We start from the raw sequence: 15,005 nt of genomic DNA on the forward strand, positions 1-15,005 counted from the left end.
CCATGGAGCTGGTCGCATGCAGTCCGCAGATCCTCCTCGAACGGGCCAGGGGTGCGCTTCTCGGCCTCGCGGTGGGTGACGCGCTGGGTGCTCCGGCGGAGAACATGAAGCCGTCCGAGATCCGGGCGCGGTGGGGCCGTATCGAGGGCTTCGTGTCGGAGGACCCGGCGGGCACGGACGACACCGAGTACGCGATCTTCTCGGGCCTGCTGCTGGCCCGGCACGGCTCGGCGCTGACCGTCGCGCACGTGGAGCGGGCCTGGCACCACTGGATCGCGGACCTGGACGAGGGCCCGTTCCGCGGCGCCGGCTTCTCGGAGCGGGGCACGCTGGAGAACCTGCGCCGGGGCCTGGCGGCGCCCATCTCGGCGCAGCACCGCCACGCGTGGTCGGACGGCCTGGCGATGCGGGCGGCCCCGTTCGGGGTCTTCGCGGCGGGCCGCCCGGCGGAGGCGGCGCGGCTGGTCGCGATCGACGGCACGGTCAGCCATGACGGCGAGGGCATCTACGGCGGCCAGGCCGTCGCGGCGGGCGTCGCGGCCGCGATGGCGGGCGGCTCCCCCGCGTCCGTGGTCTCGGCGGCCCTCTCCGTCATCCCGTCCGACTCCTGGACGGCCCGCTCCCTGCGCCGCGCGGTCACCGCGGCCCCGCGCGGGGAGCGGGCGGTGCGGTCGGCGGTGGTCATCGGCGGCTATCCCTGGACGGACCTGGCCCCGGAGGCGGTGGGCCTGGCCTTCGGCGCGTTCGCGGCCTGCGCGGGGGACTTCCCGTCCTCGGTCCTGACGGCGGTCAACATGGGCCGCGACGCCGACACCACGGCGGCGGTGGCGGGCGCCCTGTCCGGCGCCCTGTCCGGCGCCACCGCCATCCCCACCGCCTGGTCCTCGGCCATCGGCCCGGTCCGCGGCAGCTGCCTGCCGTCGATGCGCGGCTACCACGTCCTGGACATCGCGGACCTCCTCACCCCGGAATCCGAGCCCCCCCGATGACCCCACCACCCGACTCCCCCCAACCCGCCCCGTCCCCGGAACCCCGCCTGACCCCGGTCCTGGGTGCGGCCCCGGCCCCGGCCCCGGACCCGGGTGCGGCCTCGCAACCCCGCCCGGCCTCGGACCTGGGGGCGTCCCCGGGTGCAGCCCCGCAGCCCCGCCCGGCCCCGGACCTGGGTGCGGCCCCGGAGGTCTGCACGGGCACGGTCCCGGGCCGGTGGCCCGCAGCCGCGCCCCCACTGGCGGCGAGGGCCGGGGCGGGGGCTTCCGTCATCCCGACCCGCACCCCGGACGCGACCCCGGCAGCGCCCACCTCGGCCCCGGCCGGCCACTCGGCCCCGGCAGCGGCACCGGGCCCCGTCGCCCCGACCGCCGCCGCCGGAAGGGCCAGCGGCGCGGCCCCCGAAGCGGGGCCCGCTGTCCTGCCGCCGGGACAGGGGGCCGCGGACCCCACCCCGTACGACCCCGCCGGCGCACCCACCGGCCAAGGCCCCGCTACGGCAGCGGTACCGGGACACGTCGTCCCGGCCCCCGCCCCGGACGGGCCCGTCGGCGCAGGCTCCGCCCCGCCGGGCGGGGCGGTCGCGGGGGACGCCCCGGTAATGGCCGTCGGGGTGGGACCGGGCCGGGGGGTCGGGGGTGCGGCCCCGGTTTCGGGGAGGGGCGGGGTGGGGGAAGGGTTCGTCGCGGCCGGGGTGACGGGCCTCAGGGCCGGGCCGGCCGGCGGGGTGCGCCGTGGCCCGGGAGCGCTGCCGGGCCCGGCCGGCACGGCCCCCCGCACCCCCGCCGGGGAGACGCCGCGCACAGAGCCCCGGCCCCCCGCCGCACCGCCGGAGGCCACGGCACCGCGCCGCATCGAAGGGCTGCTGCTCGGGCTCGCCGCAGGCGACGCCGCCGGGTGGCCCGCCGCCCGGCACCGGGCCAGCCGGATGCCCGAGTGGACCCGCCGCCTGACCCGCGAGCTCGACACCTTCGCCGAGCAGAACGCCACCACCACCCTGCCCGTCCCCATCGCCCTCAACCAGCCCCCCGAGCCCCTGCGCCTGGGCCCCTCCGACGACGCCGAATGGGCGGCCTTCGCCGCCGAGTCCGTCCTCACCGCCGCCGGCGCCCTGCTCAGCGACCTGTCCCGGTCCCGCCGCATGCGCGCCGCCATCGACCTTGCCTGGAACGCCCTGGCCAGCGAGGTCGCCGCGGCGGCGGAACGGGCCCCCGAGGTCGAGTCCGCCGTGCTGCCGATGCGCGCGCGGATCTCCGTACGGGCCGGCCTCGGCAACCTCGCCGCCGGTCTGCGCCCGCCCGCCACCGGCCACGACAACCCGCACTACTTCGACGACGCCGCGTGCGTACGCGCCTGCGTGCTCGCGGTGGTGCACCCCGGCGACCCCCGCGCGGCCGCCGAACTCGCCGAGTTCGACGCCCGCTACACCCAGGACGGCGACGGCGTCCACGGCGCCCGCGCCATGGCCGCCGCCGTCGCCGCCGCCCTCGGCGGCGCGGACACCGTCACCGCCGTCGACGCCGCCCTGGAACAGCTGCCCGCCGCCACCGAGATCGGCCGCAACGCCCGGCACGCCGTCACACTCGCCCGTAGCGACCGTGAAGGGGCCTTCGCCCTGGTCCCGCTGCTGGAACACCAGATCGTGGACCACGTCTACAGCTACGGCATCGCCGCCGCCGAGACCGTCCCCGTCGCCCTCGCCCTCGCCACCGCCGCCGACGGCAGGGCCGCCGAGGCCGTCCCGGCCGCCGCCTGCCTCTCCCGCGTCGCCGACTCCGCCCCCGCCCTCGCGGGCGCCCTCACCGGAGCCCTCGGCGGCGGCGACTCCCTGCCCGCCTCCTGGCGCGAGGCCTGCCGCGTCCTGTCCGGCTGCGCGCTGCCCCGGCTGGCCGGAACCGACCTGGTCGAGCTCGCCGCGCTCCTCACCCGTACGGAACTCACCTCACCCAAGGGATGATTCGGACATGACGTTCACTCTGGAGGACCGGATCACCGGCTCCCTCGTCGGCGCCGCCGTCGGCGACGCCCTCGGCGGCCCGGTGGAGGGCTGGTCCCCCGGCCAGATCGCCGAACGGCACGGCGGCCGCGTGCACGGCATCGTCGGCCCCTGGTACGAGGACTGGCGCACCGCCCGCCCCATCGCGCCGTACCACAAGGGCGACGGGCACGTCACGGACGACACCCTCATGACGCACGCGCTGGTCCGGGTCTACGAGGCCGTACGGGACCACCTGGACGCGTACGCGGTCGCCGACCACCTCGTCCCGGACCTGATGTCCGTCCCGCGCTGGATCCCGGAGCTGGAGGCCGAAGCCCTGCCGCTGCAGCGGGTGTTCCTCGCGGAGAAGTGGATCGTGACGCGGCTGCACTACGCGCACGCCGACCCGCGCGAGGCCGGCACCGGCAACATCGTCAACTGCGGGGCGGCGATGTACATGGCGCCGGTCGGACTGGTCAACGCGGGCAATCCGCACGCCGCCTACGCCGAGGCGCTGGACGTCGCCGGGGCGCACCAGTCCTCGTACGGACGGGAGGCGGCCGGGGTCTTCGCGGCGGCCGTGGCGGCGGCGTGCCTGCCGGGGGCGACGGCGGGGTCGGTGGTGGACACCGCGCTGGCCCTCGCGAAGGACGGCACCCGCGAGGCCATCGCGGCGGTACGGGAAGTGGCCCTGCGCCACCGGGACTTCGAGTCGGCCCTGGGCCCGCTGCGGGAGGCGGTGGCCCCGTACGACTCGGTCGGCCCGGACTACCGCGCGCCCTCCCTCGGGGCCCGGCGGCCCTCGCGCCTGCACTCCATCGAGGAGCTCCCGATCGCGCTGGGGATGCTGCTGGTGGCGGACGGCGGGTACGAGACGGCGGTGCTCGGCTCCGTCAACTACGGACGGGACTGCGACTCAACGGCCGGCATGGCGGGGGCGATCGCGGGGGCGCTGGGCGGGGCGGACGCGGTGCCGGCCGGCTGGGCCAAGCAGGTCGCCGAGGCCAGCCGCCTGGACCTGCACGCCCCGGCGGCGGCGCTGGCCACCGTCGCCCGCGAGGTCTTCGCCCGCGACCAAACCCGCCGCCGCACCCACGAAACGGCCTTCACAACCCTGGCGTCCCCCCGATGACACCGCCCCCCACGAACCCCCCGCCCCGACAGCCCCCGCCGCCCGACTCCTCAGCCCCGCAGGCCGGGGGGCCCGGCGAACCGGCCCCGCTCCCGGACGGCCCCACCCCGCCGGGCGTGCCCCGGAACGCCCTTGCGGAGCAAGCGCCCCCTCCGGCGAAGCCGGATGTCATCCCGTCGGGCACGTGCCCGACGCACGCCCCGACGGAGACGGGCGCACCCGCCGAAGGCCCCACTCCTCCCGAGGGGGTTCCGCGCGATGCCGGACCGAAGGCGCCGGCCGGAGACGCTTCCGCCCCGGCCCCGCAGGCCCCCCACCGGCCCGCCCCCGGCGAGCCGGCCCCGTCAGGCGCGCGCGGGAACGTCCCCGGGGAACCGGCCCCCGCCCCGGGCGCGCCCGCGCTGGCGGATGCGGGTCCCGCCGGTGCGGGGCGCGTGCGGCTGACCTGGGTGCAGCCCGAGGACCTGGTCGGGCACGAGCTGCGGCAGGCCGCCGAGGACGGCCGGGACGCGGGGCCGCTGCTGCGCGCCTGGCTGGCGGCGGGCGGCCAACCGGCCCCCACCCGGGCCGGCGCCTCCCCCGCCCCGGCCCGGCCGGAGCTGCGCGCCCTCGCCACCCGCCTCCTGGACGAACTCGCGGCCCTCCCGGTGCCGTCGGCCCCCGACGAACCCACCGCCTGGCCGGCGATCCGCGCGACCTGGCCCCCCACCGAGCCCGGCCGGCCGGAGCAGACGTACTCCCCTCCCCGCCCCTTCCCTCAACCGGGGGCACGCCCCCGGCCCCCGGCGCCGGCCCAGCCGGGCCCGCGCCCCACCACGTACGCAGAGGGCCTCCCCCGCCACCCGCAGCCCGAACCGGGCCCGACCGGCCCCACTCCCCCGGCTCCCGGCACGGCCGGGCCCGCCACCAGCCACCCCCGACACCGGACGACGGACCTGCCGACCGATCCCGCCCCAGGCCCCGGGGCGGAATCCCCGCCGCCCACCCGACCGCAAGCCGCGCAGCCGGGGACGGACGCCCCGGCCGAACCCCTCCTGCACGCCCGGCTGGAGGCGGCCTGGGTGGGGCGGGCCGTGGGGTGTGTGTTGGGGAAGCCCGTGGAGAAGGTGCCCCTGGAGGGGATCCGGGCGCTGGCCCGGGCCGCCGGGAACTGGCCGCTCGACGACTGGTTCACCGCCCGCGGCGTCCCGCCCGAGGTGCTCGCCGCGTACCCCTGGAACCGCCGCTCCGCCGCCACCTCCCTCGCCGAGAACATCGACGGCGCGCCCGAGGACGACGACCTCGACCACCCCCTCCTCGGACTGCTCCTCCTCCAACGCCACGGCAAGGGCTTCGCCACCGCCGACCTCGCCCGCCTCTGGCTCGACGAGCTCCCGGCCGGCCGGGCCTTCACCGCCGAGCGGATCGCGTACCGCAACCTGCTCCTCGGCCTGGAGCCCCCGTTCACCGCCACCCACCACAACCCCTTCCGCGAGTGGATCGGCGCCCTCATTCGCGCCGACCTCCACGGCTGGACCAACCCCGGCGCCCCGGCCGCCGCCGCCGAGCAGGCCTGGCGGGACGCCACCCTCAGCCATACCGGGGTCGGCGTCCACGCCGCCCTCTTCGCCGCCGCCACCGTCGCCGAGGCCGCCTCCGGCCGGGCCGACGTGCACGGCGCGCTCCGGGCCGGCCTGGCCGTCGTACCGCCCCGCTCGCGCCTCGCCGAGGGCGTCCGCTTCGGGATCCGTACCGCCCGCGAGGAAGCGGGAGGGGACTTCGAGCCGGTCGTGGACCGGCTGCACGCCCGCTACGGCCGCTACCACTGGGTGCACGCCCTGCCCAACACCGCCCTGATCGCGGCCGCCCTCACCCACGCCGACGGGGACTTCACCCACTCCGTCTGCCGCGCGGTGTCCGGCGGCTGGGACACCGACTCCAACGGGGCCACCGCCGGCTCCGTCGCCGGGCTCCTCGCGGGCTCCGCCGACCGGATCCCGGACCGGTGGACCGCGCCGCTGAAGAACCGCCTCTCCACCACCGTCGCCGGTTTCGACGGCGTCGGCTTCGACACCGTCGCCCATCTCACCGCCCAGGAGGCAGCACGCTCATGACGGCCATCGCCGTGCTCGGCAGTACGAACATGGACCTCGTCGCCTACGTCCCCAAGGCCCCGAACCCCGGGGAGACCGTCACCGGACGGGAGTTCCGCACGGTCCCCGGCGGCAAGGGCGCCAACCAGGCGGTGGCCGCCGCCCGCCTCGGCGGGGAGGTGGTGATGATCGGGGCGGTCGGCGCGGACGAGTTCGGCGTACGGCTACGGGCCGCCCTCGCCGGGGCGGGGGTCGAGACCGCCGCGCTGCGCACCGTCGAGGGCGCCAGCGGCACCGCCCACATCACCGTCGACGACGAGGGCGCGAACAGGATCATCGTCATTCCCGGCGCCAATGCCCGCGTCACCGGTCTGGAGCCGGGCGACGACTCGCGCATCGGCGCGGCCGACTGCCTGCTCCTGCAGCTCGAACTCCCCCTGGAGGCCGTCCTCGCGGGCGCCCTGGCCGCCCGCGCCCACGGCGTGCGCACGGTCCTCACCCCGGCCCCCGTGCAGCCGCTGCCGGCCGAACTCCTCGCCGCCACCGACCTGCTGGTCCCGAACGAGCACGAGGCCGCCGCCCTGACCGGCCTCACCGACCCGTACCGGGCCGCCGGGGCGCTGCTGCGGGAGGTACCGGAGGTGGTGATCACCCTGGGCTCGGCGGGCTCCCTGTACGCGGCCCGGGGGCGCGAGCCGCTGGCGGTGCCGGCGCCCCGGGTACGTGCCGTGGACACCACCGCCGCCGGGGACACCTTCGTGGGGGCGCTGGCGGTGGCCCTCGGGGAGGGCCGGGCGGTCCCGGAGGCGCTGCGCTGGGCGTCGGTGGCGGCGGCCCTCTCGGTGCAGCGGCCGGGGGCCCAGTCCTCGATGCCGACACGCACGGAGACGGACACCGCCGCCCTGACCCGGCCCCCGGCGCCGGAGCCCGACGAGAACCCCGCTACGGAAACCACCGCATGACCCCCACCACCCCCGCCCCCACAACGCCCCTGCCCGCCCCGACCTCCGCCCCCACGCCCGACCCCGCCAACCTGGCGCCCGGACCCGCCGGCCTGGACCTCGGCCCCGCGGGCCCAGCCTCCGGGCCCGCCGGCCCGCCGTCCGGACCCGCCGACCTCTCACCCAACCCCGCAGGCCCAGCGTCCGGACCCGCCGAATCGGTGTCCGCCCCCGCAGGCCTAGCGCCCGGACCCGCCGAACCGGCACCTGACCCCGCAGGTCGAGCGTCCAGTCCCGCCGAACCGGCACCCGGACCCGCAGGCCTTGCCTCCGGACCCCCGGCGCGGCCGGACGTCCGCCTCGGGGCGGCGTTCCGGGCCGCCCGCGGCGCCGGGCCGGAGGCCCGGGGCAGGGCCGGATCCGGTGACGTGGCCGCGGCCAGTGACGGTTCCGGGGCCAAGTCCGGTGGCGGAACCGGGGCCTGGGCCGGGACCTGGGCCAGTGCCGGGGTCGGTGACGTGGCCGAGGCCGGGCCCCTGTCCGGGCCGGGGGCCTGGGTCGGTGGCGGAAAGGGGGGCGCCTCGTGAGCTTCGCCGGCTCCGCGCCCGAGGCCGGGTCCCGGGTCGGCTCCGCCTCCGGTGGTCAGGGGGCCGGCCCCCGTGCCGGGACGGGCACGGGCCCCTCCCCCGGACGGGCCCCGGCCCCGCCCGGGACCGGCGCCCGCACCGCCCCCTCCTCAGGTCCGCACCCAAGCGCGCCCGCCCCCGCCCCGGGCCCGCACGCGGGCGGGCCCGGCGCGGGGGGCGGACCGCTGGACGGGCTGCGGGTGCTGGACCTTGCCACCCTGTTCGCCGGGCCGCTCGCCGCCACCCTGCTCGGGGACTTCGGGGCCGAGGTTGTCAAGGTCGAGCATCCCGGCCGGCCCGACCCCTCGCGTGGGCACGGCCCCGCCAAGGACGGGGTCGGGCTGTGGTGGAAGCTGCTCGGGCGGAACAAGCGGACGATCACCCTCGACCTGTCCACGCCCGGCGGCCGCGCGACCCTGCTGCGGCTGGCTGCCACCGCCGACGTGGTCGTCGAGAACTTCCGCCCCGGCACCCTGGAGAAGTGGGGCCTGGGCTGGCCCGAGCTGTCGGCGGCCAACCCCCGCCTCGTACTGGCCCGCGTCACGGCCTTCGGCCAGCAGGGCCCGTACGCCCACCGCCCGGGCTTCGGCACCCTCGCGGAAGCCATGAGCGGCTTCGCCGCGATCACCGGCGAGCCGGACGGGCCGCCGACCCTGCCGCCCTTCGGCCTCGCGGACTCCATCGCCGCGCTGACCTGCGCGTACGCCGTGATGACCGCGCTCGCCGGGCGGGAGCGGACCGGCCACGGGCAGGTGGTGGACCTGGCGATCATCGAGCCGATCCTCACGGTGCTGGGCCCGCACCCGCTCTGGTACGACCAGCTCGGCTACGTACAGCCCCGCACCGGCAACCGCTCCGCCAACAACGCCCCCCGCAACACCTACCGCAGCGCGGACGGCCGCTGGCTGGCGGTGTCCGCGTCGGCCCAGTCCATCGCGGAGCGGGTGGTCCGCCTGGTCGGGCGCCCCGAGCTGGCGGACGAGCCCTGGTTCGGGACGGGGACGGGCCGGGCCGAGCACACGCACGTCCTCGACGAGGCCGTGGGCGGGTGGATCGCCCGCCACAAGGCCGACGACGTGATCACGGCCTTCGAGGAGGCCGAGGCGGCCGTCGCCCTGGTCTACGACGTACGGGACGTGCTGGCCGACCCGCAGTTCGCGGCCCTGGACACGGTCACCGAGGTCGAGGACCCCGAACTCGGCCCGCTGCGGATGCAGAACGTCCTGTTCCGGCTGTCCGAGACCCCCGGCGGGATCCGCTGGGCGGGACGGCCCCACGGCGCGGACACCGAAGCCGTCCTGACCGAACTCGGCCTGACCGGGGCCGAGATCACCGCTCTGCGCACGGAGGGTGCCTTGTGATCCTGACCTGGCTTTACGCGCCCGGGGACCGCCCGGCGGTGGTCGCGAAGGCCCTGCGGTGCGGGGCGGACGCCGTCATCGTGGACCTGGAGGACTCGGTGTCGGCCTCCCGCAAGGAGTACGCCCGGGCCGCCACCGCCGAGCTGCTCAGCGAGCGGCCGCCGGTGCCGGTGCACGTCCGGGTGAACGCGCTGGGCTCCCCCTGGGCGGGGGCCGACCTCACCGCGCTGGCCCGCCTGCACGGGCTGGCGGGGCTCCGGCTGCCGAAGGTCGACGCCCCGGAGCAGATCGCCCGGGTCGCGGACCGGACGGGCGGGGTCGCGCTGTACGCGCTGCTGGAGTCCGCGCTGGGAGTGGAGCGGGCGTACGAGATCGCCCGCGCGCATCCCTCCCTGCAGGGGCTGACGCTGGGCGAGGCGGACCTGTGCGCCGATCTCGGGGTGTGTGCGGAGGGCGGGCTGGACTGGCCGCGTTCCAGGGTGGTGGTGGCGGCCCGGGCCGCCGGGCTGGCGCCGCCGGCGCAGTCGGTGTTCCCGGACATCCGGGACCTGGAGGCGCTGGCCGCCTCCTGCGCGCGGGGGCGGGCGCTGGGCTTCCTGGGGCGGGCGGCGATCCATCCGCGGCAGCTGCCGGTGATCGAGCGGGCGTTCCTTCCGCGGCCGGAGGAGATCACGGCGGCGCAGGAGATCATCTCGGCGGCCCGGGCGGCCCCTGGCGCGCTGGCCCTCCCGGACGGGCGCTTCGTCGACCCCGCGGTCGTGGCGGCCGCCCACCGCACGCTGTCCCTGTCGCAGCGGGTCCGCTAGCCGCGCCTTGTCCCTGCGGGGCTGGTCCCCTACCCGCCCTTCCTCCCCCAGCAGCGCTGGGAGGTGCCCCCAGTTCCCAGGGGCGCCGCCCCTGCCCCCGCGCCTCAATCGCCGGCGGGGCTGAAAGACTTCGGGGCTCCGCCCCGGACCCCGTACGTGCGCTGCGCGCCCGTACGCTCAAACGCCGCGCGGGCTGGAATTTCGCTGCACGAAATCCAGCCGCGGGTGGGCGAAGCCGCAGGCGACGGACCAGCCGCGCATAAATCCAGCCCCGCCGGCGTTTGAGGCGCGGGGTCTGGGGCGGAGCCCCAGAGAACGGGCGAAGGGCGGGGCGGGGAGAGGCCCCGCGCAGCGGCGCCCGGCATGCCGGAGGGGGCGCCGCGGGTGGTGCGGCGCCCCCTCCGGGGTGGTTCGGTCAGCTCTTGTCGGGCTCCGGGGCGGCATCCGCCCCGGCCTTGCTCAGCCCGACCGGCTTGGCGTCGGCCTTCTCGGCCGACGCCACAGCGGCCTCGGCGGGGCCGTCCTTCGGCCCGGCATCGGCCTTCGCGTCGGCCTTGGCGTCGGCCTTGGCGTCGGCCTTGGCGTCGGCCTTGGCGTCGGCCGCGTCAGCGGCCCCCGGCTTCGCCGGGTCGGCCCCGGCCGCAGCGGCCGCCTCATCGGCCGGACCCCCGGAGGGCTCCGGCTCCACGACCTCCTCGCGCCCCGGCCGCAGCTTCGCCGAGAGGACGAAGTAGACCACCGCGAGGATGAAGACCAGGATCGCCGTCCACACGTTGAGCCGCATGCCCATGATGTGGTGCGCCTCGTCGACCCGCAGGTACTCGGTCCAGACGCGCCCGGCGCAGTACGCCGCCACGTACAGGGCGAAGGCCCGCCCGTGGCCGAGCTTGAAGCGGCGGTCGGCCCAGATGACCAGGGCGGCGACGCCCAGGCACCACAGGGACTCGTAGAGGAAGGTCGGGTGGTAGAGGCCGGCCACCCGGTTCGGCCCCTCACTGATCTTGAGCGCCCACGGCAGGTCGGTGGGGCGGCCGTACAGCTCCTGGTTGAACCAGTTGCCCCAGCGCCCGAAGGCCTGGGCGACGGCGATGCCGGGGGCGAGGGCGTCGGCCCAGGCGGGCAGCGGGATGCCGCGCAGCCGGCAGCCGATCCAGGCGCCCACCGCGCCGAGCGCGATCGCGCCCCAGATGCCGAGGCCGCCCTCCCAGATCTTGAAGGCGTCGACCCAGTCCCGGCCCTCGCCGAAGTAGAGCTGGTAGTCGGTGATCACGTGGTAGAGGCGACCGCCGACCAGGCCGAAGGGCACCGCCCACACGGCGATGTCCGCGACCGTGCCCGGCTTTCCGCCGCGCGCGATCCACCGCTTGTTGCCGAGCCAGACGGCGACGAAGACGCCGATGATGATGCAGAACGCGTAGCCGCGGAGCGGGATCGGTCCGAGATGGATCACGCCGGTCGACGGACTGGGGATGTAAGCAAGGGTCATGGCAAGGCTGACGCTACCTTGCCGGGCGGTGGCCACCGCAACCCGCCCGGCAAGCTGAAACCAAAACCACACACGGCGGTCGCCGCGGCTCAGTCCTCCGTAGTTCCCTTGGACACCGTCTTCGAGCCCGATGAGACAGATGAGCCTGATGAGACAGATGAGCCGGATGAACCCGACGAGCCCGATGTGCCCGCCTTCGGTGCCGAGCCGGGCTTGCCGGAGGCCGAGGGGGACGCCGAGGCGGAAGCGGAAGCCGACGGCTTCGGTGCCGCGCCCGCGTTGGCCTCGACCTTCTCCTTGAGCTTCTGCGGGGTCAGCGGGTTGGCCTGGTCGCCGAAGATGTCCTTGCCGTCCAGGAGCACCGTCGGGGTGCCCTTGAACTTTCCGTCGCGGAAGGCCTCGTGCGACTTGGCGACCCAGCTGTTGTGGGTGCCGTCCTCCACGCAGGAGCGGAACGCCGGGGTGTCCAGCCCGTCGACCTTCCCGGACAGTTCCAGCAGCTTGGCGTTCTTGCCGTAGGCGTCGTCCGTCTCCTGCGGCTGGTTCACGAAGAGGACGTCGTGGTACGCGGTGAACTTGCCGGCGTCCTGCGCGCACGCCGCCGCGTTCGCGGCCTTCAGGGAGCCGGTGCCGCGCATGTTGCCGTCGATCAGGGTCACCAGGTGGTACTCGATCTTGAGCAGGCCCCTGTTCTCCAGATCGTGGAGGGTGCCCCTGTAGTTGTCCTCGAAGGCCTTGCAGGCGGGGCAGCGGAAGTCCTCCCAGACCGTGAGGGTGGACTTGGCCCCGTCCTTGCCGGTCTGGATGGCGAGCGCGTCCTTGCCGGTGGCGCCCGAGGGGGCGGCGACGGGGCCCGCCTTGGCGGACTTGTCGCCCTTACCGGTGTTGGCCGCGATCACGCCGACGACGGCGGCCAGGCCGAGTACGCCGACCACCGCCCCGCCGACCAGGAGGGCGCGCCTGCGCTTGTCCTTCTTCCTCTGCTGCTCGCGCTCCGCCTGGAGCCGTTCCCGGGCCGATCGTTTCGTCACGTCGCGGTTCGCACCGTCGTTCTTCTCGCTCACGTTCCGCCAAACGAAGCGGGGAGGCACTCGCGTGCCTCCCCGCTCCCGAATCCACCCGATCGGGCTACAGAACCCCGTTCCGGGCCCGTCCGGCGTCAGGACCTGCGTACGCCTTCCGCAAGGTCGCCCGCCAGGGCCCGTACGGCCTCCAGGCCCGCCGGCAGGTTCGGCGCGTCCAGCAGCAGCTTCACGAAGGCCGAGCCGACGATCACACCGTCGGCGAAGCCCGCCACCTGCTTGGCCTGGGCGGCGTTGGAGACGCCCAGGCCGACGCAGACGGGGAGCCCACGGCGGGCACCAGCGGTGGCGCGGGTGCGGCGGACCAGTTCCTGGGCCTCCTGGCCGACCGACTCGCGGGTGCCGGTGACGCCCATGAGGGAGGCGGCGTAGACGAAACCGGAACCGGCCGCGGTGATGGTGGCCAGGCGCTCGTCCTTGCTGCTGGGGGCCACGACGAAGACGGTCGCCAGACCGTGCTTCGCCGCGTGCTCGCGCCACAGCGCGGACTCCTGGACCGGCAGGTCCGGCAGGATGCAGCCGGCGCCGCCGGCGGCGGCCAGCTCGGCGGTGAACCGCTCGACGCCGTAGCGGTCGATGGGGTTCCAGTACGTCATGACCAGGATCGGGACGCCGGTGGCCTCGTAGGCCTCGCGCACCGTGCGCATCACGTCCGCGATCTTCACCCCGCCGCGCAGGGCGATGTCGTCGGCGGTCTGGATGACGGCGCCGTCCAGGACCGGGTCGCTGTGCGGCAGGCCGATCTCGACGACGTCGGCGCCGCCGGCGATGACGGCCTTGACGGCCTCGATGCCGCCGTCGACGGTCGGGAACCCGGCCGGGAGGTAGGCGACGAGGGCGGCGCGGTCCTCGGACTTGGCCTTGGCGAGGGTGTCGCTCAGCAGCTGAAGGTTCCCCGTGCTCACTTGTTCTCCCCCTCGGGCTCCGTGCCGTCGTACAGCCCGAAGTAGCGGGCCGCCGTGTCCATGTCCTTGTCGCCGCGGCCGGACAGGTTGACCACGATCAGGCCGTCCTCGCCCAGCTCCTTGCCCAGGTCGAGCGCGCCGGCCAGGGCGTGGGCCGACTCGATCGCCGGGATGATGCCCTCGGTGCGCGACAGCAGGCGCAGGGCCTGCATGGCGGCGTCGTCGGTGACGGCGCGGTACTCGCCGCGACCGCTGTCCTTGAGGTAGGAGTGCTCGGGGCCGATGCCGGGGTAGTCCAGTCCGGCGGAGATGGAGTAGGGCTCGGTGATCTGGCCCTCCTCGTCCTGGAGGACGTAGGAGCGGGAGCCGTGCAGGATGCCGGGCTCGCCCGCGGTCAGGGTGGCCGCGTGTTCCCCGGTCTCCACGCCGTGCCCGGCGGGCTCGAAGCCGACGAGGCGGACTTCGGCGTCGGGGATGAAGGCGTGGAAGAGGCCGATGGCGTTGGAGCCGCCGCCGACGCAGGCCGCGACGGCGTCGGGCAGGCGTCCGGCGCGCTCCAGGATCTGGCGGCGGGCCTCGACGCCGATGACGCGGTGGAAGTCGCGGACCATGGCGGGGAAGGGGTGCGGGCCGGCGACGGTGCCGAAGAGGTAGTGGGTGCGGTCCACGTTGGCGACCCAGTCGCGGAAGGCCTCGTTGATGGCGTCCTTGAGGGTCCGGGATCCGGACTTCACGGCGATGACCTCGGCGCCGAGCATGCGCATGCGGGCGACGTTGAGGGCCTGGCGCTGGGTGTCGATCTCGCCCATGTAGATGGTGCATTCGAGGCCGAAGAGGGCGCAGGCGGTGGCGGTGGCCACACCGTGCTGGCCGGCGCCGGTCTCGGCGATGACGCGGGTCTTGCCCATGCGCTTGGTGAGCAGCGCCTGACCCAGCACGTTGTTGATCTTGTGCGAGCCGGTGTGGTTGAGGTCCTCGCGCTTGAGGAAGATCCGGGCGCCGCCCGCGTGCTCCGCGAAGCGGGGGACCTCGGTCAGGGCGCTGGGGCGGCCCGTGTAGTTGACCATGAGGTCGTTGAGCTCGGCGGCGAAGGCCGGGTCCTCCTTGGCCTTCTCGTACTCGACGGCGACCTCGTCCACGGCGGCGACGAGGGCCTCCGGGATGAACTTGCCGCCGAAGTCGCCGAAGTAGCCCTCGGTGTTGGGGACGCGACCCTCCGGGTCCGGGATGAAGAACGAGCTGGTGGACATGCCACTACTCCTACGTGGTGCGGAATGCGATGCCGACGGGTGGCTGGAGTGCACCGTATTGCGCCGTCGGTCCGTCGCCCGCGCACCCCGCTGGAGGGGGTGGGGGTACGGACGGAGCGGCCCCCGCCGGGAGCCGGTGGCCCGGGGCGTGGGTCCGTACGCGGCCGGCCGCGCCCGGTACCTGGGGATACCGGGCGGGCGGAACCGTCGTTACAGCGCGGCTCCGCCGCGCCATCGCATGCCGTTGACCTGACCGGGCTCGGAGCCGATCACGTAGCGCACCCGCCGGCCGTGGACGCGCCGGGCCGGGGCGCGGCAGCCGCGGGGGCGGCAGCCGCGCGCCAGGGGCGCGTGCGCCGTCGGCACTCCGGCCGGG

General features: G+C 76.2%; 11 protein-coding genes. 7 read left to right on the plus strand and 4 right to left on the minus strand.

Annotated features, from left to right (window positions below; genetic code table 11):
• Positions 1-2 precede the first annotated feature (2 nt).
• The 7 genes from AB0F18_RS25640 (at position 3) to AB0F18_RS25670 (ending at position 9,906) form a co-directional block, all read left to right on the plus strand.
• A complete protein-coding gene (locus tag AB0F18_RS25640) occupies positions 3-989 on the plus strand; it encodes an ADP-ribosylglycohydrolase family protein (RefSeq protein WP_362064507.1) in 987 nt (328 codons plus the stop codon).
• Between the two features lie 602 nt (positions 990-1,591).
• On the plus strand, positions 1,592-2,947 hold the full coding sequence (locus AB0F18_RS25645) for an ADP-ribosylglycohydrolase family protein (protein ID WP_362064509.1): 1,356 nt from the start codon (positions 1,592-1,594) through the stop codon (positions 2,945-2,947).
• 7 nt (positions 2,948-2,954) lie between these two features.
• Complete coding sequence (locus tag AB0F18_RS25650; RefSeq protein WP_362064511.1) at positions 2,955-4,100, plus strand: ADP-ribosylglycohydrolase family protein; 1,146 nt, start codon at positions 2,955-2,957, stop codon at positions 4,098-4,100.
• Positions 4,101-4,534: 434 nt separating this feature from the next.
• Entirely contained in the window at positions 4,535-6,193 is a 1,659-nt protein-coding gene (locus AB0F18_RS25655; RefSeq protein ID WP_362064513.1) for an ADP-ribosylglycohydrolase family protein, read from the plus strand.
• Positions 6,190-7,134: a ribokinase gene (gene rbsK / locus AB0F18_RS25660; protein WP_362064515.1), complete on the plus strand. Its 945-nt coding sequence runs from the start codon at positions 6,190-6,192 to the stop codon at positions 7,132-7,134. The genes AB0F18_RS25655 and rbsK overlap by 4 nt, the downstream gene beginning before the upstream one ends.
• A 790-nt stretch (positions 7,135-7,924) precedes the next feature.
• Positions 7,925-9,100 (plus strand): CoA transferase, encoded by a 1,176-nt coding sequence (locus tag AB0F18_RS25665; protein WP_362064531.1) that lies wholly within the window; start codon positions 7,925-7,927, stop codon positions 9,098-9,100.
• Positions 9,097-9,906, plus strand: coding sequence for a CoA ester lyase (locus AB0F18_RS25670; protein WP_362064517.1), 810 nt, complete (start codon positions 9,097-9,099; stop codon positions 9,904-9,906). Before AB0F18_RS25665 ends, AB0F18_RS25670 begins: the two co-directional genes overlap by 4 nt.
• A 415-nt stretch (positions 9,907-10,321) precedes the next feature.
• Here the strand turns inward: AB0F18_RS25670 and lgt are convergent, their stop codons facing one another.
• The 4 genes from lgt to trpB all read right to left on the minus strand — a co-directional run bounded on the left by lgt (position 10,322) and on the right by trpB (position 14,629).
• Positions 10,322-11,392: a prolipoprotein diacylglyceryl transferase gene (gene lgt / locus AB0F18_RS25675; RefSeq protein ID WP_362064519.1), complete on the minus strand. Its 1,071-nt coding sequence runs from the start codon at positions 11,390-11,392 to the stop codon at positions 10,322-10,324.
• A gap of 89 nt (positions 11,393-11,481) precedes the next feature.
• Positions 11,482-12,456 (minus strand): thioredoxin domain-containing protein, encoded by a 975-nt coding sequence (locus AB0F18_RS25680; RefSeq protein WP_362064521.1) that lies wholly within the window; start codon positions 12,454-12,456, stop codon positions 11,482-11,484.
• A gap of 95 nt (positions 12,457-12,551) precedes the next feature.
• Complete coding sequence (gene trpA / locus AB0F18_RS25685) at positions 12,552-13,379, minus strand: tryptophan synthase subunit alpha (protein ID WP_362064523.1); 828 nt, start codon at positions 13,377-13,379, stop codon at positions 12,552-12,554.
• On the minus strand, positions 13,376-14,629 hold the full coding sequence (trpB, locus tag AB0F18_RS25690) for a tryptophan synthase subunit beta (RefSeq protein WP_362064525.1): 1,254 nt from the start codon (positions 14,627-14,629) through the stop codon (positions 13,376-13,378). The genes trpA and trpB overlap by 4 nt, the downstream gene beginning before the upstream one ends.
• Positions 14,630-15,005: the final 376 nt, after the last annotated feature.

It is taken from the genome of Streptomyces sp. NPDC029216, assembly GCF_040648015.1.
GTDB lineage: Bacteria > Actinomycetota > Actinomycetes > Streptomycetales > Streptomycetaceae > Streptomyces.